This is a genomic window from Janthinobacterium sp. EB271-G4-3-2, from assembly GCF_020858035.1.
GTDB lineage: Bacteria > Pseudomonadota > Gammaproteobacteria > Burkholderiales > Burkholderiaceae_D > Janthinobacterium > Janthinobacterium aestuarii.
Window position 1 is genome coordinate 54723 of record NZ_JACYMG010000016.1, and the last position, 21850, is coordinate 76572.

20 protein-coding genes and 1 pseudogene are annotated in these 21850 nt (G+C 63.7%); 13 read left to right on the forward strand and 8 right to left on the reverse strand.

Features of this window, described 5'->3' with window-relative positions; all coding sequences use genetic code 11:
- Positions 1-18: 18 nt before the first annotated feature.
- A complete protein-coding gene (locus tag IGS55_RS25575) occupies positions 19-636 on the reverse strand; it encodes a lytic transglycosylase domain-containing protein (RefSeq protein WP_230518857.1) in 618 nt (205 codons plus the stop codon).
- Positions 633-2372, reverse strand: a complete 1740-nt coding sequence (locus IGS55_RS25580; RefSeq protein WP_230518856.1) for a proline--tRNA ligase — start codon at positions 2370-2372, stop codon at positions 633-635. The genes IGS55_RS25575 and IGS55_RS25580 overlap by 4 nt, the downstream gene beginning before the upstream one ends.
- A gap of 204 nt (positions 2373-2576) precedes the next feature.
- Between IGS55_RS25580 and IGS55_RS25585 the strand changes: the two genes are divergently transcribed.
- On the forward strand, positions 2577-3209 hold the full coding sequence (locus IGS55_RS25585) for an RNA pyrophosphohydrolase (RefSeq protein ID WP_070218597.1): 633 nt from the start codon (positions 2577-2579) through the stop codon (positions 3207-3209).
- Positions 3210-3309: 100 nt separating this feature from the next.
- Here IGS55_RS25585 and mqo read toward each other — a convergent pair whose 3' ends face one another.
- A complete protein-coding gene (gene mqo / locus IGS55_RS25590) occupies positions 3310-4914 on the reverse strand; it encodes a malate dehydrogenase (quinone) (protein ID WP_230518855.1) in 1605 nt (534 codons plus the stop codon).
- A 442-nt stretch (positions 4915-5356) separates the two neighbouring features.
- Between mqo and IGS55_RS25595 the strand changes: the two genes are divergently transcribed.
- Genes IGS55_RS25595 through IGS55_RS25610 form a run of 4 tightly spaced genes read left to right on the forward strand, consistent with a single transcriptional unit; the run spans position 5357 to position 7791 of the window.
- Positions 5357-5779 (forward strand): DUF1841 family protein, encoded by a 423-nt coding sequence (locus IGS55_RS25595; RefSeq protein ID WP_070218599.1) that lies wholly within the window; start codon positions 5357-5359, stop codon positions 5777-5779.
- A 46-nt stretch (positions 5780-5825) separates the two neighbouring features.
- Positions 5826-6944: a saccharopine dehydrogenase family protein gene (locus IGS55_RS25600; protein ID WP_230518854.1), complete on the forward strand. Its 1119-nt coding sequence runs from the start codon at positions 5826-5828 to the stop codon at positions 6942-6944.
- Positions 6941-7411, forward strand: coding sequence for a DUF2269 family protein (locus tag IGS55_RS25605; protein WP_230518853.1), 471 nt, complete (start codon positions 6941-6943; stop codon positions 7409-7411). Before IGS55_RS25600 ends, IGS55_RS25605 begins: the two co-directional genes overlap by 4 nt.
- On the forward strand, positions 7408-7791 hold the full coding sequence (locus IGS55_RS25610; protein ID WP_052140001.1) for a DoxX-like family protein: 384 nt from the start codon (positions 7408-7410) through the stop codon (positions 7789-7791). Before IGS55_RS25605 ends, IGS55_RS25610 begins: the two co-directional genes overlap by 4 nt.
- Before the next feature lie 48 nt (positions 7792-7839).
- Here IGS55_RS25610 and IGS55_RS25615 read toward each other — a convergent pair whose 3' ends face one another.
- Genes IGS55_RS25615 through nirK form a run of 3 tightly spaced genes read right to left on the reverse strand, consistent with a single transcriptional unit; the run spans position 7840 to position 12316 of the window.
- Positions 7840-10113 (reverse strand): nitric-oxide reductase large subunit, encoded by a 2274-nt coding sequence (locus IGS55_RS25615; protein WP_230518852.1) that lies wholly within the window; start codon positions 10111-10113, stop codon positions 7840-7842.
- 14 nt (positions 10114-10127) lie between these two features.
- Positions 10128-10805 (reverse strand): iron-sulfur cluster repair protein YtfE, encoded by a 678-nt coding sequence (ytfE, locus tag IGS55_RS25620; RefSeq protein WP_230518851.1) that lies wholly within the window; start codon positions 10803-10805, stop codon positions 10128-10130.
- A 26-nt stretch (positions 10806-10831) separates the two neighbouring features.
- On the reverse strand, positions 10832-12316 hold the full coding sequence (gene nirK / locus IGS55_RS25625) for a copper-containing nitrite reductase (RefSeq protein ID WP_230518850.1): 1485 nt from the start codon (positions 12314-12316) through the stop codon (positions 10832-10834).
- A gap of 150 nt (positions 12317-12466) precedes the next feature.
- Here nirK and norR point away from each other — a divergent pair, with 150 nt between their 5' ends.
- Positions 12467-14023 (forward strand): nitric oxide reductase transcriptional regulator NorR, encoded by a 1557-nt coding sequence (gene norR / locus IGS55_RS25630; protein WP_139090737.1) that lies wholly within the window; start codon positions 12467-12469, stop codon positions 14021-14023.
- 14 nt (positions 14024-14037) lie between these two features.
- Here norR and IGS55_RS25635 read toward each other — a convergent pair whose 3' ends face one another.
- A complete protein-coding gene (locus tag IGS55_RS25635) occupies positions 14038-14379 on the reverse strand; it encodes a c-type cytochrome (RefSeq protein WP_034746527.1) in 342 nt (113 codons plus the stop codon).
- Positions 14380-14390: 11 nt separating this feature from the next.
- Complete coding sequence (locus IGS55_RS25640; protein WP_034746524.1) at positions 14391-14720, reverse strand: c-type cytochrome; 330 nt, start codon at positions 14718-14720, stop codon at positions 14391-14393.
- 233 nt (positions 14721-14953) lie between these two features.
- On the opposite strand from IGS55_RS25640, the gene IGS55_RS25645 reads away from it, so the two are divergent.
- The 7 genes and pseudogenes from IGS55_RS25645 (at position 14954) to IGS55_RS25675 (ending at position 21849) form a co-directional block, all read left to right on the forward strand.
- The gene (locus tag IGS55_RS25645; RefSeq protein WP_219888207.1) at positions 14954-15823 is read left to right on the forward strand and encodes an AAA family ATPase; all 870 of its coding nucleotides are present in this window, start codon (positions 14954-14956) and stop codon (positions 15821-15823) included.
- Between the two features lie 9 nt (positions 15824-15832).
- Positions 15833-16471: a GNAT family N-acetyltransferase gene (locus IGS55_RS25650; RefSeq protein WP_230518849.1), complete on the forward strand. Its 639-nt coding sequence runs from the start codon at positions 15833-15835 to the stop codon at positions 16469-16471.
- Positions 16465-17634: a vWA domain-containing protein gene (locus IGS55_RS25655; RefSeq protein ID WP_034746518.1), complete on the forward strand. Its 1170-nt coding sequence runs from the start codon at positions 16465-16467 to the stop codon at positions 17632-17634. Before IGS55_RS25650 ends, IGS55_RS25655 begins: the two co-directional genes overlap by 7 nt.
- A gap of 312 nt (positions 17635-17946) precedes the next feature.
- Positions 17947-19134, forward strand: coding sequence for a cation:proton antiporter (locus tag IGS55_RS25660; protein WP_046684256.1), 1188 nt, complete (start codon positions 17947-17949; stop codon positions 19132-19134).
- Positions 19135-20265, forward strand: a complete 1131-nt coding sequence (locus tag IGS55_RS25665) for a YbdK family carboxylate-amine ligase (protein WP_230518848.1) — start codon at positions 19135-19137, stop codon at positions 20263-20265.
- 267 nt (positions 20266-20532) lie between these two features.
- A pseudogene (locus tag IGS55_RS25670) lies at positions 20533-21015 on the forward strand (sigma-70 family RNA polymerase sigma factor); the annotation flags it as partial.
- 189 nt (positions 21016-21204) lie between these two features.
- Positions 21205-21849 (forward strand): FecR domain-containing protein, encoded by a 645-nt coding sequence (locus IGS55_RS25675; RefSeq protein WP_230518895.1) that lies wholly within the window; start codon positions 21205-21207, stop codon positions 21847-21849.
- Position 21850: the final 1 nt, after the last annotated feature.

Genomic DNA, 21850 nt, shown 5'->3' on the forward strand with positions numbered 1-21850 from the left:
ACGTCCTGACCCCAGCCTTCATTTGAATTCCCACTGCCGCCAAGCCGCCCGCACCGCATTCGGATACTCGGCCCGCCCCCGGCTGCCGTTATACCGCCCCAGCGCCAGGTACAAATCGCCCTTTTCCATATCCAGGTACATGCGCAGGATCGCGCAGCCGTAGCGCAGATTCGTCTGCATGTGGAACAGCTTGCTGCGGTCATGGTCGCCGATGACGCCCGTCCAGAATGGCATCACCTGCATGTAGCCGCGCGCGCCGGCCAGCGAGACGGCGTATTTGCGGTAGGCCGACTCGACCTGGATCAGGCCCAGCACGAGGGACGGTTCCAGGCCCGCGCGGCGCGATTCATACCATACGGTTTCCAGGAATTCCGTGCGCAGCTGGGCGTCCGGCAGCTTGCGCTGCAGGCGTTGCGACATCTGCGCCAGCCATTGCTGGTAGCGCTGCAAGTCGGCGGGCGTGGCAAATTTGGGTTGCGGCGGGCGTTCGTCGCGGATCGCGTGCGACAGGGCCAGGCGGACGGAGTCGGCCAGCGCCTCCTCCTTCTGGTTGCCGGCCTGCGCCGGAGAGACGCAGGCCAGGCCGGCGGCCAGCGCGAGCGCGCCAGCCGATTTACTTGGCGATAAGCGCTTCACTGCGCCATTTTGCCCTGGATGAAGGCGACGATCTCGTCCGGCGCAACGCCGGTCGCTTCCGCGTCGCGGCGGCCCTGGTATTCCAGCTTGCCTTCCTTCAGGCCGCGCTCGCCGATGACGATGCGGTGCGGCACGCCGATCAGTTCCCAGTCAGCGAACATGGCGCCAGGGCGCAAGCCGCGGTCGTCGACGATGACGTCCACGCCAGCGCCTTGCAGGGCCGCGTACAGCTTCTCCGTCTCTTCCTTGACCAGTTCGCTGCGGTCCATGCCCATCGGGCACAGCACGACCTCGAACGGCGCGATCGACGCGGGCCAGATGATGCCCTTGTCGTCGAAGTTCTGTTCGATGGCGGCGCCCAGGATGCGCGTCACGCCGATGCCGTAGCAGCCCATCTGCAGCGGCGCAGGTTTGCCGTTTTCGTCGAGGAAGGTGGCTTTCATGCTTTCCGAGTACGCCGTACCGAGCTGGAACACGTGGCCCACTTCGATGCCGCGCTCGATGGCCAGTGCGCCCTGGCCGTCCGGCGACGCGTCGCCGGCGACGACATTGCGCAAGTCGGCCACGATGGCAGGCTCGGCCACGTCACGGCCCCAGTTGGCGCCCGTGTAGTGGAAACCGGCCTCATTCGCGCCGCAGACGAAGTCGCTCATGTGGGCGACCGTGCGGTCCGCCACCACGGTGACGGGTGCCTTCGTGCCGATCGGGCCCAGGTAGCCGGGAATCGTGCCGTAGACTTCCAGGATTTCCGCTTCCGTCGAGAAACGGTGACCGGCCAGGCCGGCAACCTTGCCCACCTTGATCTCGTTCAATTCATGGTCGCCGCGCAGCAGCAGCATGAAATGCTGTTGCGTGACTTTCTCGTCCTTGCCCGTCGTTTCCACCGTCAGGGCGATGGTTTTCACGGTGCGCGACAGCTCGATGCCCAGCAGGGTAGCCACGGTTTCGCACTTGACGGTGTCCGGCGTGGCCGTTTTCGTCAGCGCCTGGGCGGCGGCCGGGCGCTCGCCCGCTGGCGGCAGCGCTTCGGCCGCTTCCATGTTGGCCGCGTAGTCGGACGTCGGGCAGTACACGAGCGCGTCTTCACCCGTGTGGGCAATAACGTGGAATTCATGCGAACCGGAACCGCCGATGGCGCCGTTGTCGGCGGCCACGGCGCGGAATTTCAAGCCGAAACGCGTGAAGATGCGCGTGTAGGCGTCAAACATGACCTTGTACGACGCTTGCATGCCGGCCAGGTCGCGGTCGAACGAGTAGGCGTCCTTCATCGTGAATTCGCGGCCGCGCATCAGGCCGAAGCGTGGGCGGCGCTCGTCGCGGAACTTGGTCTGGATATGATAAAAGTTCAACGGCAACTGGCGGTAGGACTTGATTTCCGTGCGCACGACGTCCGTGATGACTTCTTCCGACGTCGGCTGGATCGCGTATTCGCGGCCGTGGCGGTCTTTCACGCGCATCAGTTCGTCGCCCATCTTGGTCCAGCGGCCCGTCTCTTGCCACAGTTCGGCTGGCTGCACGAGCGGCATCAGCAGTTCGATACCGGCGGCTTTGTTCATCTCGTCACGGATGATGGCTTCCACCTTGCGGATCACGCGCAGGCCCATCGGCATGTAGGTATAGATGCCGGAACCGAGGCGTTTGATCATGCCTGCACGCATCATCAATTGGTGGCTGACGATTTCCGCGTCAGAAGGTGCATCTTTAAGTGTGGAAATAAAAAAACGGGAGGCGCGCATAACGGTGAATTCTTTTTAAAAAGAGAGGGTTATAATCAACCTAATTTTAAAGGATTAGCTGGCTGATGCGTCCATACTTTACACAAATGCGCTCAATTGGTGCGATTCCGGCGCTTTTCGCACCCCGAAAAGGTCACCGGCTTGCGAAGTTGTGGGTAATTATGTAAAAAAGGACGCACTGTCGCAGAAAGTTTGAGGTGCATTATGCTCGACCGTGAAGGGTTTCGGCCCAACGTCGGCATCATCCTGCTAAACGCCCAGAACGAGGTGTGGTGGGGCAAGCGGGTGCGCGAGCACTCATGGCAGTTTCCGCAAGGCGGTATCAAATATGGCGAAACACCGGAACAAGCCATGTTTCGCGAACTTGAAGAGGAAATCGGACTCAGACAGGAACACGTCAAAATTGTCGGCCGCACCCGCGACTGGCTGCGCTATGAAGTGCCAGACCACTTCATCAAGCGCGAGATTCGCGGCCATTACCGTGGCCAGAAGCAGATTTGGTTTCTGCTGAGAATGTGCGCGCGCGATAACGACGTCAATTTGCGCCTGACCGACCATCCCGAGTTCGACGCCTGGCGCTGGCATGAATACTGGGTCCCGCTCGATGTCGTTATTGAATTTAAACGCGATGTGTACCAGCGCGCCTTGCAGGAGCTGTCCCGCTTCCTGACCTGGCCCGTGCATGGCAACGCACAGCAAGCGCACCGCCACACGTCGCGCTACCTGCGCCAGCCCCATGCGCCACGGGCACAGGACGGCGCGGCACTGGCCAAGCCTTGCGACGGCATAGCCGCCGAAGGGTGTACGCCGGAGCTGATTCTGCCAGGCAAGGAGTAGTCCGCCGCAATGAACGCACTCTCCCACGCAAAAGGGGCAGCCTGAACAGGCTGCCCCTTTTTTCATGCCGGCAGGAAACTCCCCTGCCGGTCAGGCTGGCTTAGTTTGCCGCAGGCGCTGGTGCTGGAGCAGCTGCGGGAACATCCAGGGTGATGGCTTTGAGGCCCAGGATATTGCTGCTGTAGTGGCGGATCTTGTTGGCCAGGGCCGGGTCGTTGTTCAGCTTTTGACCGTACGACGGCACCATTTCCACCATCTTCGCTTGCCACTCCGGCGTGGCCAGGCGGCTCTTGAAGGCCGTTTGCAGCACCTTGATCATGATCGGCGGCGCGGTCGAGGCGCCTGGCGATGCGCCCAGCAGGGCAACGATGCTGCCATCGGCGGCGCCGACGACTTCCGTGCCGAACTGCAGCAAGCCGCCTTTGACAGGGTCATCCTTGACGATCTGCACGCGCTGGCCCGCGTTTTGCAGGGTCCAGTCTTCCATCTTGGCGTTCGGCAGGTATTCGCGCAGGGTCTTCAAACGGTCTTCCGGCGAGTTCATGACCTGTTCCACCAGGTATTTCGTCAGCGGGATATTGTCGTAGCCGGCTTGCAGCATCGGTTTTACATTGCCCGTGCCGATCGAGGCAGGCAAGTCGATCCACGAACCGTTTTTCAGGAACTTCGTCGAGAAAGTGGCGAACGGGCCAAACAGCAGGGCTTTCTTGCCATCGATGATGCGCGTGTCCAGATGCGGCACGGACATCGGCGGCGAACCGACGGATGCCTTGCCGTAGACCTTGGCCGCATGCGCCGCCACCAGTTCCGGATTGGTCGTCACCAGCCATTGGCCGCCGACCGGCACGCCGCCGTAGCCCTTGGCTTCAGGAATGCCCGATTTTTCCAGCAGCGGCAGCGAACCGCCGCCGGCGCCGATGAAGACGAACTTGGCGCGCATGGTTTTTTCCTTGCCGGCGGCCAGGTCTTTCACCGTCACGTTCCACACGCCATCGGCGCCGCGCCGGATGTCTTCCACCTGGTGGCGCAGGTGCAGGACCATGCCGTGGCTGTCCGTCAGGTATTTCACGAGACCGCGCGTGAGGTTGCCGAAATTGACGTCGGTACCGATGTCCATGCGCGTCGCGGCCACTTTCTGGCCCTTGTCGCGGCCTTGCATGACGAGCGGTGCCCATTGTTCGATCTGCGCCTGGTCTTCCGAGAACAGCATGCCCTTGAACAGGTTTTCCTTTTGCAGCGCGGCATAGCGCTTCTTCAAAAAGGAAATATTGTCATCGCCCCAGACAAAGGCCATGTGCGGCACATTGTTGATGAAGGTTTGCGGCGCGCCCAGGTGCTTGTTGGCAACCTGATAGGCCCAGAACTGCTTGGAGATTTCGAATTGCTCGTTGATGGCAACGGCTTTCTTGGTCTCGATGCTGCCATCGGCCGCTTCCGGCGTGTAGTTCAGTTCGGCGAATGCCGAGTGGCCCGTGCCCGCGTTGTTCATCGCGTCCGAGCTTTCGGCGGCCACCGAATCGAGGCGCTCGACCATTTCCATCGTCAGCGACGGGTCGAGTTCCTTGAGCATGCTGCCCAGGGTGGCGCTCATGGTGCCGGCGCCGATCAGCAGCACGTCGACCGGTTTTTCGGACGAGGCCGGAGGGGTCTTGTTACATGCCGCCAGGATCAGGCACGACATCAAAAGTAATAGCGATTTACGCATACGTAACTCCGTTTATGAATACTGAAGGATGATTCTTGCGCGCCACCGTGGCGGCACCATCGCTGCATGAAATGAAAACAGTTGGCCAGCCGGAACGCCAGGGCGGCCGGACAGGTCAAGGTTGATGGTGATAGGCATGCTGCCGCGCTCCGGAATAAGCCAGGAGCAAGATCTGGTGGCAAAGGTGCGGGCAATGGAAGCACGCAATGGCAACAAAATCGCCGTCGTGTCCAGAGCAAATATCAAGAGCGGCGATTTTATCACCGTTATTTGGCGCCGCCGGGCCGTGGCGGTAGTGGATAATACTTACTGCAGGGTATTAAATTGCGGTGACTATCGGGTCACGAAAGCGGACGCCGGACGGCAAAAAGGGCATCCCCGATGCCCTTCGCCGATGTACGCGGTACAATGCCGGCTGCCCTTTAGCCAGAGTCCTACAGCCATGTTCAACCCCTCTTCCGACGACGTGCGCCGCTTCTTTTGCGACACCTTGCGCAAGCACCGCGCCCACGAAATCCTCACGCCGATGGAAGCCATCGCGCTCGACTGGATCCTCGAACATCCCGAGTATGAAAACGAGCTCTCCGATGTCGAAGCGGCGCTGGCGCGCGATTACTCCGTCGAAGGGGGCCAGGCCAACCCCTTCCTGCACCTGTCCATGCATCTGTCGATCACGGAGCAGGTACAGGTGGACCAGCCGCGCGGCATCCGCCCGGCCGTCCAGCAACTGACCCAGCGCCTCGATTCGGCCCATGCGGCCCAGCACGAAGTGATGGAATGCCTGGGCCAGATGATCTGGGCTTCGCAGCGCTCGGGCTTGCCGCCCGATACGGACGCCTATATCGACTGCGTGCGGCGCCGCTGATCAGGTAGTATCATGTTGCCAAGAAACTCAGTCACTGAAGGATATCTTGGCCCATCACACCATTCTCGTACTCGGCGGTTACGGTTTTTTCGGCACGCGCATTTGCCAGGCGCTAGCCGGCAACCAGGATATCCATCTGCTGGTGGCCGGGCGCGACGCCGCCAGGGCCAGGGCACTGGCGGCGCAATTGGGCTTGCCGCCGCGGCAAGCACTGGCGCTCGATGCCGATGCACCTGATCTGGCGCGGCGCCTGGCCGAACTGGGCGTCGATACGCTGATACATACCGCCGGCCCGTTCCAGGGCCAGGATTACCGCGTCGCCGATGCGGCGATCGATGCCGGCGCCAACTATATCGACCTGGCCGACGGCCGCGATTTTGTCGCCGGCATCGCCAGCCTCGACGACCTGGCGCGCCAGCGCGGCGTGTTCGTCACCAGCGGCGCCAGCTCGCTGCCAGCGCTGTCCTCGGCCGTGGTAGACCGCTACCTGCCGCGCTTTCGCCAGCTCACATCGATCCGCCACGGCATCGCCTCCGGCGCCCGCGCGCCGGGCATCGCCACCATGGCCGGCATCTTCTCGTACTGTGGCAAACCGTTCCAGCGCCTGGTTGCCGGCAGCCAGCGGACCACGCACGGCTGGCTCGACCTGAAGCGCCACCGCTTTGCCGCGCCCGTGGGACGGCGCTTGCTGGGCAGCTGCGACGTGCCCGACCTGGCGCTGTTCCCGCAACGCTATCCGGGCCTCGACACCGTCACTTTTCACGCCGGTTTTGCCGGTGCGCCCGGCCATCTGTTCGTCTGGGCCGCCGCGCAACTGGTGCGCCTGGGCCTGTTGCGCAGCCTGCTGCCGCTGGTCAGGCCATTGCACGCCATCAGCCAATGGGTGGAACCGCTGGTCAGCGACAAAGGCGCGATGTTCGTGACGCTGCAAGGCACGGGACTCGATGGCCTGCCGCTGACGCTGACCTGGCAATTGCTGGCGGCGCAAAACCACGGCCCGCATATCCCGTGCGGCGCGTCGATCGCGCTGGCGAACCGGTTGGCCGGCGCCAGCAGCGGTGGCGCGCCGCTACCGCGCGGCGCGATGCCCTGCGTCGGCCTGCTCACGGTGGAAAATTACCTGGCCGCGCTGCAAGGCCATGACGTGACCGAGGTACCGGCATGAGCGGGTACCTGTTCGTCAAATGGCTGCACATCCTCAGCGCCACCATCCTGTTTGGCACTGGCATCGGCATCGCTTTCTTCAAGTGGATCAACGACCGGGGTGGCGAGGTGCGTGCGATCCGCCTGTCGGCCGAAAAGACCGTGCTGGCCGACTGGCTGTTCACCACGCCGGCCGTCATTGTCCAGCCGCTGTCCGGACTGGCCCTGGCGCACCTGGCCGGCTATCCGATCCTGTCCGGCTGGGTCCTCGCCTCGATGCTGCTGTATGCGGTGGCCGGCGCCTGCTGGTTACCCGTGGTATGGCTGCAGATCCGCATGCGCAGCCTGGCCCGCCTGGCTGATGACACGGGCACACCGCTGCCGCGCCTGTACTGGTTCTATGCGCGCTGCTGGTTCTGGCTTGGCGTGCCCGCATTTGCCGCGCTCATGCTGGTCTACTGGCTGATGGTTGCCAAGCCCGCGCCATGACGCCAGCCAAGCTGCAAGGGCTGTACTGGGCCATGCGCCTCGGCATGGCCTTTATCTGGCTATGGACGGCGTTTGTGTCCTGGTATCTGTATCCGCATGCCGAATCGCTCGCATGGCTGCGCCGCAGCGGCATCACGCTGCATACGGAACACGTGTTTGCCGCCTCCTGCCTGGCCGACCTAGCCATGGGTATCGCCTCGCTGTTCCATGCCAGGCCGTTGCTATGGTGGACGCAGTGCGCGCTGGTGGCAGGCTATACACTGGTGATCGCCGTCTTCCTGCCGGAATTCCTGATACACCCTTTCGGGCCGCTGACGAAAAATATCCCGCTGGTCGCCGGCCTCGTCTTCCTGGCCCTATATGAAAAAAGCCGTGGCTAGCACGGCTTCGGGAGATCGATCAACAACACTCGGCGGCGCAGCAACCGATCAGGCTGGCCGTACCGCCTGAGGCAGCGCGGGTGCCTTCGCCTTGTCCAGCAAGCCCAGCACCACCTGCAGCGCCATGGCGACGGCGCCGACGATGAAGACCACGTCGCCAAAGGTACGTATCCAGCGCAGGTTCTGCAACAGCGGCTGCTGCATGAATGCTTCGCTGCGCGCATACCACAGGCCTTCCGTCACGCTGGCGTGGAACTGGATAATGCCAATCGGCAACAAGCTGGTAAAGATCATCAGCGCCAGCCCCCCGTTCAAGCCCCAGAACGCCGTCTTCATCAAGGCAGGGCTGAAGCGGTAGTCGGGCCGCAGGTAGCGCAGCACCAGCAAGGTAAAGCCCAGCGCGAGGAAGCCGTACACGCCGAACAGCGCCGCATGCGCATGCACGGGAGTCGTGTTGAGACCCTGGATGTAGTACAGCGCCACGGGCGGGTTGATCATGAAGCCCAGCACGCCGGCGCCCAGCATGTTCCAGAAGGCGACGGCGACAAAGCACATCATCGGCCAGCGCAGGTTTTCCATCCATGGCGCGCGTTCCTTCAAGCGCCAGTTTTCCCACGCTTCATGGCCCAGCACGATCAGCGGCACCACTTCCAGCGCACTGAAGCTCGCGCCGATGGCCATCACGGGCGTGGTGGTGCCGGCAAAGTACAGATGGTGGAAGGTGCCGGGTATGCCGCCCAGCATGAACAGCGAGGCCGACGCCAGGCTGGCCGTCGTAGCCATGCGTACCGACACCAGGCCCAGGGTCGAGAAAATGAAGGCCAGCGCCGTCGTGGCGAACACTTCAAAGAAACCTTCCACCCACAGGTGCACCACCCACCAGCGCCAGTACTCCATCACCGACAGGTGCGTGCGCTCGCCGTAGAACAGACCGGCACCGTAGAACAGGCCGATGGCGCCCACGGACGCGGTCAAGAGCGCCAGCAAATTCTTGTCGCCGCCCGGCTGGCGCAGGGCCGGCACGACGCCGCGCAGCATCAGCACGAGCCACAGCAGGATGCCGATATATTTACCGATCTGCCACAGGCGTCCCAGGTCCACATATTCATAACCCTGGTGGCCGAGCCAGAAATTCCACTCGGGCGGCATCACTTGCGCGATGGCCAGGTAATTGCCGATGAACGAGCCGACGACGACCGCGACGAGGGCCCAGAACAGCACGTCGACACCGAGGCGCTGCCACTTGGGGTCCTTGCCGCCATTGATCAGGGGCGCGAGGAACAGGCCGGCGGCCAGGAAGCCCGTGGCGATCCAGAACAGCGCGGCCTGGATATGCCAGGTGCGCGTGAGCGCATACGGGAACCAGCGCGACACGTCGATGCCATAGAACTGCTGCCCTTCCACCGTGTAGTGCGCCGTAAAGCCGCCGATGAAGACCTGGAAGATGAACAGCGCCACCACCAGGAACAGGTACTTGCCCAGTCCGCGCTGCGAAGGCGTCAGCGCGAACGTGGTGAGCGGATCGCGCGGACCGGCCGCCGGCAGCGCTTCGTCGTGGTCGCGCAAGAAGGCCCAGCCCCAGACGAGGAAGCCCACGCCGGCCAGCAGCACCACCACGCTGGCAACCGACCAGACGAGGTTTTCGCCGCTGGGCTGGTTGCCGATCAGCGGTTCGTGCGGCCAGTTGTTCGTATAGGTCACTTTCTGGCCCGGACGCTCGGTGGCGGCGGCCCATGCCGTCCAGAAGAAGAACTGCGTCATCTGCGCGCGCCGCGCGGCGCTGGGCAGGGTGTTTTCCTTCATGGCGAAGTGTTCGCGGCTTTTTTGCAGCGCCGGCGCGTCGGAGAACAGCTGGTCGTAATAGTGCGCCGTGCTGGCGATCGCTTGCACGCGGCGCGGCGACAGGCGCAGCACTTGCGCATCATCGGTCCGGTTGCCGCGGTATTCGAGTCTGAGCGCTTCGCGCAGCGCCGCCTGCGCGGGGCCGTCGAGCGCCGCGTACGCCTTGCCATGCTGCTCTTGCGCGGCCAGTTCCAGCCAGGCCGTCAGTTCGCGGTGCAGCCAGTCGGCCGTCCAGTCGGGCGCCTGGTAGGCGCCGTGGCCCCAGATGGAGCCCAGCTGCATGCCGCCGACCGATTGCCAGGCCGTCTGGCCGTCGAGGATGCCCTCGCGGTCGAACAGCTGCCGGCCATCCTGCGCCAGCACTTGCGCGGGAATGGGCGGCGCCTGCCGGTAGACTTCCGTACCGTAGTAGCCGAGCAGCGAAAACGTCACGATCAGCACACCGATCAGGGTGAACCAGAGTTTTTTGTAGGGACCCATGGGTCTTTCCTTTGTCAGTGCACCACGGCCGGCGCAAAGCGCTCGAACAGGATATTGTTTTCAGTATGGATGTGCGCCATCAGGTCTTCGCGGAAGGTGCGCAAGCCCGTGTACAGCGCGCGCCAGGTGGTGCAGGCGCCGGCCGGTGCGGTGATGTCGTTCGTCATTTCCTCCATCGCGCGCAAGGCCACGCCATGGTCGTCGTGCTCCATGCGCATCACGTTGATGGGCGCGCCGGCCCGGGGGCCCTGGCCGCGCACGATCATGGGGAACAGCACGTCTTCTTCCTTGCGCATATGGCTTTCCAGCTCCTGCGCCATGGCCGACAGGTGTTCCGCCAGCCCGTGCGGACAGTCGGCGCGGTCGCCATGCACCTGCTCGACCTTGCGTGCCAGGCGTATCAGCTCGGGCAGCTGCTCGCGGTGCACGGCGTGGTAGCGCGCCAGGATGTGTTCCACCAGCTCGGCGGCCGGGGCGTCCTGCCAGTCACGCTCGCCGCTGGCGTCAGTCCGTCCGGCCAGCACTTGCAGTTCCTTGACGATAGGCGCCGTGTCCACGCCGGCCGCTTCGGCGGCGGCGCGCAGGGTCTTGTTGCCGCCGCAGCAAAAGTCCAGGCGGTGCGCATCGAACAGGCGCGTGGCGCCGGGGATGCGGCGGGCCAGCTGGCCCAGGGATTGGTCGATCATTTCCATAATGCTTCCTTGATGATGAATGGGGTTTATTGACGGGCGCCGGCGTGGTAGACGCCGGGCACGGGTTCGCCAGTCACTTCCAGCACGCCCACGGCGCCCTTGCCTGCGCGCGACAGCGCATGGTCGACCAGCAGATAGCTGCCAGGATGCTGTACCTTCAGTTCGACGATGGTCGCGCCGCCCGGTGCCACCAGGGTGGTTTGCACGTCGTGTTTCGGGCTGCTGATCGAGCCTTCGCTGTACACCTTGTCGAAGATCTCGCCGATGATGTGGAATGATGAAATCTTGTTCGGGCCGCCGACACCGAAATAGATGCGCACGGTCTCGCCGACTTTCGCCTGCAGTTTGTGCGTCTTGCTCAGGGCGCCCACTTCGCCGTTGAAGACGTAGTAGTCGGGCAGCTCATTGGCCATTTTTTCCAGGTTCGGTTCCTGGTGCACGGGGGCGCCGTGCGGACGGCCCGTGTACATCTCGCCCTGCATCACGTAATACTCGCGGTCGACTTTTGACAGGCCGCCTTCCGGTTCGACGAGGATCATGCCGTACATGCCGGCCGCGATATGCTGCGGCACCAGCGGCGTGGCGCAGTGGTACACATACAGGCCCGGATTGAGCGCCTTGAAAGTGACGGTTTTTTCCTGCCCCGGCGCCACCTGCGTGTGCTGTCCGCCGCCATGGCCGCCCGTCACGGCGTGCAGGTCGATCGAGTGGATCATCTTGCTGTCCTTGGCGTTGAACAGGGTCAGCTCCACCGTGTCGCCCACCTTCGCGCGCAGCATGGGGCCGGGCACCTGGCGGTTGAAGGTCCAGTAGGTAAAGCTGGTGCCGTCATCGAGCTTGCCCGGCAGTTCCACCGTCTCCATCCGGTATTTCAGGGTTTGCGGCGCGCGCGCGCCGATGGCGGATGGCACCTGCGCCGGATTGGCCGCCACGCTGACGGCCGAGGGATCGGGACCGCGCATCGGCGACGGCGCGGGCGTGTACAGGGCCAGCGCGGCGGCCTGGCTCGATTCGCTGGCAGTGCTGCCGGCGCCGGCGGCCTTCGGTGCTCCGGCTTCGGCCAGCGAGGTGCCGGTCACTTCGAGCTTGCCTTCCATGCCGATCTGGCGGTGGCCGGGGATCGAGCAGTAATAGGTGAACGTGCCGGCGCGCGTGACCTTGAAGCGCACGGTGGTGCTGCCGCTATTGGCGCTGAACTTGTTTGATGCCACATTGAGTTCCGGGATCAGCAGATCGTGCTCGGCGCCTTCGCCGCTTTTCAGCACCAGTTCCACCGTGTCGCCCACCTTGGCCGCCAGCACGGGGTTGACCTGGCCCTTGGCGTCGATGAACACCATCTTGCCGTCGACGATATTGGTTTGCAGTTCATAGCGCTTGACCGCGGCGGCCGCCGGTTTGGCGGCGGTGGCGGCGGTGCTGGCAGGGAGGCTCACCTGGGCTTGCACGGACAGGGGCATGGCCAGTACGCAGACGGCGGCGGCAATGGCGCGGAGGGAGGGAGTCGTTTTCATCAAGCTTTCCTTGGTCTTGTATGCCGGTTCGGCACCCTTACCTAGGCAATCCGTGTGCCAGGAAAAACTTGTTTTAAATCAACGATTTGAAAAATGCAGGGTCGATATGACCCTGCTCAAGCATGGTCCGTTGTACCCTGCATGGTACTTATGACCACCACCGCCATCCACCTGCTGTTACTCACCGACCTGGTCGCCGACCTGCCCGTGGCCGTGCGCCTGCAGCGCCTCGTCGGCAGCCTGCGCGCCCACTTCGGCTGCGAGGCCGTGGCCTTGCTCAAGCTCGACGGCGAGCACTTGCGCCCCGTGGCGATGGCCGGCCTGGCCAACGACGCGCTGGGACGCCGCTTCGCCGTCGCCGACCATCCGCGCCTGGCCGCCATCCTGCAGCGGCGCGGCGTGCTGTGCTTCCATCACGACAGCTCGCTGCCCGATCCCTACGATGGCCTGATCGCCGAGCGGGCCGGCGAACCGCTGCCCGTGCACGACTGCATGGGCATGGCGCTGGACCTGGAAGGCGAACGCTGGGGCGTGATCACGCTCGACGCGCTGCAGGTGGGCACCTTCGATACGCAGGCGCAGCGCGACCTGGGCGAGCTGGCCTGCGCCATCGAGGCGGCCGTGCGCGTCACGCGCCTGGAGACGGAAATCCGCGCCCTGCGCCTGTCGGGCGGCGCCATGCTGGCCGATGCGCAGGCGCCGCGCGAGGAACACGATTTCGTCGGCCAGAGCAGCGCCATCACGCACTTGCTGCACGAATTGCAGGTGGTGGCCGATTCCGAGCTGCCCGTGCTGCTGCTGGGAGAGACGGGCGTGGGCAAGGAATTATGCGCACACCGCCTGCACCGGCTGTCGCGCCGCGCGGGCAAGCCTTTGATCCATGTCAATTGCGCGGCCTTGCCCGAGTCCCTGGCCGAAAGCGAATTGTTTGGCCATGTGCGCGGTGCGTTTTCCGGCGCCGTCAGCGACCGGCCCGGGCGTTTCGAGGCGGCCGAAGGGGGCACCCTGTTTCTCGATGAAGTGGGCGAATTGCCATTGTCGATACAGGCCAAGCTGCTGCGCACCTTGCAAAATGGGGAAATCCAGCGCCTGGGCGCGGACCGGCCGCGCCGGGTCAACGTGCGCGTGATCGCCGCCACCAACCGCAGCTTGCGCGAACATGTGCGCGACGGCTCGTTCCGCGCCGATCTGTATCACCGTTTATCCGTGTATCCCGTGCCGATTCCGCCGCTGCGCGAGCGGGGCAATGACGTGCTCCTGCTGGCCGGTGGTTTCCTGGAACTGAACCGCGCGCGCCTGGGCTTGCGCAGCCTGCGCCTGTCCGCCGCGGCGGAAAACGCCTTGTGCCACTACCGCTGGCCGGGCAATGTGCGCGAACTGGAACATGTGATCAGCCGGGCCGCGCTGAAAGCCGTGATACGCGGCGCGGACCGCAAGGACATCGTGACCCTGGAAACGGATATGCTCGACCTCGATGCGCTGGAAGCGCCGGCCGGCACGGACGCGCTGCCGCTGGCGCCAGCCGCGTGCGGCACGCCGGCGGCGCCGCTGCTATCGATGCATCAGATCGTGGAAGCGAGCCAGCGCCAGGCCATCCGGCAAGCGCTGGTGCTGCATCAAGATAACTGGGCCGCTGCCGCGCGGCAGCTGGGACTCGACGCCAGCAATCTGCATAAACTTGCTCGCCGGGTGGGGCTGAAAGCCTGAGCCGGCGTTACCGCTCAGCGATGAGTGACCAGGCTGCTCGGCAAGCTGTGCAGGTAGGCGGCCAGGTCCTTGATGTCCTGGTTGCTCAGCGGTTTTACCTGGCCCGTCATGATGGCGTTGTTGCGGCCGTTGGCCTTGTCGCCCCGTTTATACGCGGTCAACGCATGTTCCAGGTAATCCTTGTGCTGGCCCGCCAGTTTCGGGTACGACGGGTCGATGGGCGAACTGTAATCCTTGCCGTGGCAGGTGGCGCAGCTGTATTTTTCGGCCAGGGCCTTGCCCGTGTTGATATTGCCGGCGGCGCTGGCGGAAAACGAGACGGTGGCGCAAACGAGGGCGGCGAGTAGTTTTTTCATCGGGCTGGTCCTCAGTTCGTCTTGGCTTGTTGCGCATAATACGCGGCGACATCGGCGATATCCTGGTCCGACAGGCTGCTGGCGATGCCCTTCATGCTGGGGTGCTTGCGGTCGCCCTTCTTGTAGGCTTGCAGCGCATTCTCGATATATTTTGCCGGCTGGCCGCCGATCATCGGCACCTGGAATACTTCAGGGAAGGTTGCCTTGTAACCGGGAATGCCGTGGCAGCCGATACACATTTCCACCTTGGCAGGGGCTGCCTTGGCGTTTCCTACAATGTCAGCCGCTGTGACGGCATTTGCTATGCCGGCAAGCACGAGAAGTGCAAATATTTTTTTCATAGTGGCAATGTGAACAAAGGTAATCGGAGAAACGCCAGAGCTGGTTTTTTTTGATTTTATGTGTTGACAATTAAGGTTGCCAATTAATCTGCTGCTTGCCGATTCTAGCCAAGATATTCTTGCAAGTCCACCTATAAAACCCGCATTGTAGGCACGCAGGCACAGGCCGTCCGCGTGACGCTGGGCCACAGTTCTGTTTATACTCACCATTTCCCTACTTTGGCAGACAGCTCATGCAAGCACAGCACCCCCAGCAAGGCCAACGCTTCGAAGGTTCCGACAGCTATGTCGCCACCGCCGACCTGAAACTGGCCGTGAATGCGGCGCTGACCCTGCAACGCCCGCTGCTGATCAAGGGCGAACCGGGCACGGGCAAGACCATGCTGGCCGAGGAAGTGGCCGCCGCGCTGAACATGCCGCTGATGCAATGGCATATCAAATCGACCACCAAGGCGCAGCAGGGCCTGTACGAATACGACGCCGTCTCGCGCCTGCGCGATTCGCAGCTGGGCGACGAGCGCGTGCGCGACATCCAGAACTACATCGTCAAGGGCGTGCTGTGGCAGGCGTTCACGGCGCCCGAACCGGTGGTACTGCTGATCGATGAAATCGACAAGGCCGACATCGAATTCCCGAACGACCTGCTGCGCGAACTGGACCGCATGGAATTCTATGTGTATGAAACGCGCGAAATGGTCACGGCGCGCCACCGTCCGCTCGTCATCATCACCTCGAACAACGAGAAGGAATTGCCGGACGCCTTTTTGCGCCGCTGCTTCTTCCACTACATCAAATTCCCGGACAAGGACACGATGGAGCAGATCGTCGCCGTCCACTACCCGCACCTGAAACAGGAATTGCTGGCGCAGGCGCTGCAAACCTTCTATGAAGTGCGCGACGTGCCGGGCCTGAAGAAAAAACCGTCGACGTCGGAATTCCTCGACTGGCTGAAACTCCTGCTGGCCGAGGACATCCCGGCCGAAGCCTTGCGCAGCAAGGACAACAAGGCCGTCGTGCCGCCGCTGCACGGGGCGCTGCTGAAAAACGAGCAGGACGTGCACCTGTTCGAGCGCCTGATGTTCATGTCGCGCACCAACCGCTAAGGAGCGCCGGTGAACGACATCAGCCCCGACAAGGTCTTCGTCCCCCTGGAACTGCACGGCATCCGCCTCGAAGCGCTGGCGCCGCACCATGCGGCCGGCCTGCGCGCGGCGGCCATGGATGGCGAACTGTGGAATCTGCGCGTCACCTCCGTGCCCGAGCCGGACCAGGTGGACCAGTACATTTTCAAGGGCATCGAGATGCGCCCCACGCGCTTCGCCTTTGCCGTCGTCGACGCGGCCAGCGGCGAGGTGCTCGGCACCACCAGCTACCACGACGTGGTGCCGGCCATAGGGCGCCTGGAAATCGGCTACACCTGGTATGCGAAGCGCTGCCAGCGCAGCCACGTCAACACCACCTGCAAATTGCTGCTGCTGGCGCACGCCTTCGACACGCTCGGCTGCGCGCTGGTGGGCCTGCGCACCGATAATTTCAACCACGCCTCGCAGGCGGCCATCGAACGCCTGGGCGCGAAAAAGGATGGCGTGCTGCGCCACCATGCGCTGCGCCGCGACGGCACCGTGCGCGACACGGTCATGTACAGCATCACGCGCGGCGAGTGGCCCGAGATTGCCGCCCATTTGCGCTACAAGCTGGCGCAGCGCCCCATCGCCGTGCTGCCCCGCGCGGGAGAGCGGTCGCCATGCTGATCGATTTCTTCTTCACGCTCAAGGATGCGAAGATTCCCGTCTCGATCAAGGAATTTTTGACCTTGCTTGAGGCGCTGCAAAAGAACGTCATCGACGCCTCGATGGATGATTTTTACTATCTGTCGCGCCTGACCCTGGTCAAGGATGAAGCCCATTTCGACAAGTTCGACCGCGCGTTTGCCCAGTACTTCAAGGGCGTCAACGCGGCCTTCGACACGAACGCGGCGATTCCGCTCGACTGGCTGCTCAAGCGCATGCAGCGCGAGCTGTCCGAGGAGCAGAAGGCGCAGCTGGAGAAATTCGGCTACGACAAGCTGATGGACCGCCTGAACGAGCTGCTGAAAGAGCAGAAGGAGCGCCACGAGGGCGGCAGCAAGTGGATCGGCACGGGCGGCACCTCGCCGTTCGGCAATGGCGGCACGAATCCGGAAGGCATCCGCATCGGCGGCAAGGGCGGCAACCGCACGGCCGTGAAAGTGTGGGAAGCGCGCAGCTACAAGGATTACGACGGCGAGCGCGAACTGGGCACGCGCAACATCAAGGTGGCCTTGCGCCGCCTGCGCAAATTCGCGCGCGAAGGCGCGGAAGACGAACTGGCGCTCGACGCCACCATCGCCGCCACGGCGAACAACGCGGGCTACCTCGACATCAGGATGCGGCCCGAGCGCAAGAACCGCATCAAGGTGCTGATGCTGTTGGATGTGGGCGGCAGCATGGATGACCATATCGAGCGCACCGAGGAACTGTTTTCGGCGGCGAAGACGGAATTCAAGAACATGGAGTTCTTTTACTTCCATAACTGCGTCTACGACTATTTGTGGAAGAACAACCGGCGCCGCAACGCCGAGCGTTTCCCCACCTGGGACGTGCTGCGCAAATACCCGCCCGACACCAAGCTGATCTTCGTCGGCGACGCCACCATGAGCCCCTATGAAATCCTGCAGCCGGGCGGCAGCGTCGAATACAACAACGAGGAAGCGGGATCGACGTGGCTGGCGCGCTTTACCCAGGCGTTCCCGAAATTCATCTGGCTCAATCCAGAATCGGAGGGATTGTGGCAGTACCGCCAGTCGATCGGCGTGATGCGGCAGTTGATGAACAACCGCATGTTCCCCCTGTCGATCGACGGGCTGGAGCGGGGCATGCGTCTGCTCAGTAAATAAAAGCGCCTAACAAAAAGTCCATGGCGGCAGGGGGCCGCCATGCCGTACACTGCGACACGGCACTACCGTGCGGAGCATCTCCGCTGCGGGCGGGTACCATACGCTGATACCAGCCCTGCCCAACCTGCTGCATCCTGTGCGCGGCCGCCATGGCCGCGACACTGTTCGATTGCGCACATCGTGCGCGCCTTCTGCTCCGGTAGAATCGGCGCATCGCTCTGCGCAAACAATGCACCATCGCTGCACCACGACATTGCCGCGCCAGCCCCCGTGCTGCCGGCCGGTGCCAGCGCCATTTTCAAAGGAATGAGCATGCAAAGTCTGATCTCGATCGCCGCCGACCTGTCCTGGCCGTTCGCCATTACCCTGGCCTGGGTGGTGGGCGAATTCGGCCACCGCTGGACCGGCCTGCCGCGCATCAGTTTTTACGGCGTGATCGGATTCGTCCTCGCGCAGACGCAGGTGGGCATCCTGCCGCAGACGGACGCCGGTCCCATGCTGGTGCTGGCCGACGTGGCCTTCGGCCTGATCCTGTTCGAGGTCGGCTACCGCATCAACCTGCGCTGGCTGAAGAACAACCCGTGGATCGCCGTCACGGGCCTGGTCGAATCCCTGCTGACCTTTGCCGTCGTCTACTTCATCGGCATCGAATTCGGCAGCACTTCGATGACGGCGCTGCTGCTCGCATCGCTGGCCATGTCCACCTCGCCGGCCACCATCATGCGCGTCATCAACGAGGAGCGCAGCTCGGGCCAGGTCACGGAGCGCATCGTCCACCTCACGGCCTTGAATTGCGTGCTGGCCGTCTTCACGTTCAACATCATCGTCGGCTTCTGGATGTTCCAGAGCTCCACCGACCTGATCGAGGCGAGCAGCAGCAGCGCCGCCGTGCTGGCCGCCTCGGTGGCCGCCGGCACCGTCTTCGGCATCGTCGTGCCGGCCATGCTGCGCCGCCTGGGCAATATGGCGCAGGATGCCACCGTGGCGTTCGCGCTGTCGGTGATGCTGCTCGTCGCCCTGACCTACACCACCAGCCTGTCGCCGCTGCTGGCCACGCTCACTTTCGGCCTGGTGGCGCGCCACCGCCGTGTCGCCTTCAGCCAGGCGCAGCGCAATTTCGGCGCCATGGGCGAGCTGCTGACGGTGCTGCTGTTCGTGTATGCCGCCTCGACCCTGGAATGGGCCAGCGTGACGGCCGGCGCGGGCCTGGCCCTGGCCGTCGTCGGCGGACGCTTGCTGACGAAGGTCGCCGGCGTGGCCGCGTTTTCGCACGTGAGCGGCATTTCCTGGCGCAAGGGCGTGCTGACGGGCGTGGCGCTGACGCCCGTTTCCGTCTTCATCATCCTGCTGCTCGAACACGCTCGCCAGCACGGCGTGAACTTCGGCGACGAATTGAACGCCCTGGCCGCCATCACCCTGGGCCTGGAACTGGTCGGCCCCGTGCTGGTGCAGCGCGTGCTGATGCTGGCCAAAGAAACCCACGAAATCAAGGAGCGCTAAATGCCGCTGGAACCCTTTGGCCAATCGGCCGCGCTGACCTTCGGCGTCGAACTCGAACTGCAACTGGTGAACCTGTCGGACTATGACTTGACGGCCGCCAGCCCCGACCTGCTGCATCTGCTGAATAAAAAGCCGTTCCCCGGCAACGTCACGCCGGAAATCACCGAGAGCATGATCGAGATTAACTCGAGCGTGCATACGTACCACGGGCCCCTGCTGGCGCAGTTGCAGGAAATCCGCGACACCTTGATCACGGCCGGCGACAAGCTCAATATCGGCATCGCGGGCGGCGGCACGCACCCGTTCCAGCAATGGTCGTCGCAAAAGATCTTTTCCAAGCCCCGCTTCCAGGAGATTTCGGAGCTGTACGGCTACCTGGCCAAGCAGTTCACCATCTTCGGCCAGCACGTGCACATCGGCTGCGCCTCGGGCGACGACGCCATGTTCCTGCTGCATTCGCTGAACCGCTACATCCCCCACTTCATCGCCCTGTCGGCTTCCTCGCCCTACGTGCAGGGCCGCGACACCCTGTTCGACTCGGCCCGCCTGAACTCCGTGTTCGCGTTTCCCATGAGCGGGCGCGCGCCGTTCACGCTGAGCTGGGACCAGTTCTCCAACGAGTATTTCGCCAAGATGGAGAACACGGGCATCATCAAGAGCATGAAGGATTTTTACTGGGATATCCGTCCCAAGCCGGAATTCGGCACCATCGAACTGCGCGTGTGCGACACGCCGCTGACGGTGGAACGGGCCGCCGCGCTGGCCGCCTACCTGCAGGCCCTGTGCCGCTACCTGCTCGAACGCAAGGAGGTGCCGCCGGTCGAAGACGATTACCTCGTATATAACTACAACCGCTTCCAGGCTTGCCGCTTCGGCCTCGACGGCGCCATCACGCATCCGAAAACCTACGAAACGATGTCGCTGCGTGAAGACATCATGACCACCCTGCGCAAGATGGAACCGCACGCCGAGGCGCTGGGCAGCACGCCGGCCCTGAAACACCTGTCGGACGTGGCCAAACAATGGAGCGACGCGCAATACCTGCGCAAGCAGCACAGCCTGCAGGGCAGCGCCGAGGGCATGGTCGATTCGGCGATCCGGTGTTTTCGCGGTGAGCCGATGAACTACTAAGGCTGCTCAGCCTGGAAACGTAGGTCGGATTAGCCCGTAGGGCGTAATCCGACAACATTGTGAGCGCCAGTGGTGGCGTCGGATTACGGTCCTTCGGACCTCGGCGGCCCCACCTAGTCCGACCTACCCTCTCTTCAACCCAAAAAACCACACCGCGCCTCCCCGTCATTTACAGCGCCATCCCCCGCTTGTTACAATAAGTGAGAATGATTCTTATTATTATTTAAAAACGCCAGCCCACCGGGCCGGCCATGCAAGGGGAACGCGATGCCGCTGGCAAAGCCGCTACAACGCCAGGACATCGCGACACTGTATGCCGACCACCACGGCTGGCTGCAGGGCTGGCTGCGCAAGAAGCTGGGCAGCACGGCATGCGCGGCCGATGTGGCGCAGGACACCTTCATGCGCCTGCTCGACCGCGAAGACGCCGTCGCCGCGCGCGAACCGCGCGCCTTTCTCGCCACTGTCGCCCAGCGCGTGCTGTTCAACCATTACCGCCGCCAGAAACTGGAGCAGGCTTACCTCGACGTGCTGGCGCAGCTGCCGCCCCTGCATGCGCCGTCGCCCGAGGATCGGGCGCTGCTGCTGGCCACCGTGTTTGAACTCGACCGCATGCTCGACGGCTTGCCGCCTCCCGTGAAACGGGCTTTTTTGCTACGCCAGCTTGACGAACTGTCGCAGGAAGACATCGCGCGCCAGCTCGGCATCTCGCTGGCCACCGTGAAACGCCATCTGCAGCGCGCCGGCAGCGCCACGCAGGCGTGGCAGCAACTGCAAATGCAGCACGAACACCTGCCGCCCGCCGTGCACGCGACCCTGCTGCGCGCCTGCGTGCAAGCGAACGCGTCGCGCCGCCACGCCGTCAAGACCCTGGCACTGCTGCTGGCCTGCGGCGCCCCGCTGTATGCGTTCGAACGCCGCAGCCCATGGCGCGGCTGGATGGCCGACTACCGCACGGCCGTCAACCAGCGCCGCGTCGTGACCCTCGATGACGGCACGCAGCTCACACTCAATACCAATAGCGCAGTGAATATCGCTTACGACGGCGCACAGCGCCGCATCGAACTGCTGGCCGGCGAAATCTTCATCGCCACGGGCAAGGATGCGGTGCAGCGCCCCTTCTTCGTCGGCACGCCGCACGGCAGCCTGCAGGCGCTGGGCACGCGTTTCACCGTGCGCCTGCACGAGCAATACGCCAGCGCCGGCGTGCTCGAAGGGGCCGTCGCCGTGCTGGCCGATGATGGCGCGCAGCGCCTGGTGCTGCGTCCCGGCGAAGGCGCCCATTTCGACGGCACGGGCGTGCACCGCCAGGCCCTGGCGCCGTATGGCGGCGCGTGGCTCAATGGCATGCTGGTGGCGCGCGACATGCGCCTGGCCGATTTCCTCGCCGAGCTGTCGCGCTACAGCGGCCATCCATTGAGCTGCGCGCCCGCCATCGCCGGCCTGCGCGTCTCCGGCTCCTACCCGCTGGCCGATGTCGATGCCATCCTCGACGCCGTCGGCGCCAGCCTGCATCTGCGGCGCCATACCGTCACGCGCTTCTGGGGCCATCAAGTCGTCAGGATCGAACTGGCGGCCCGCTGAA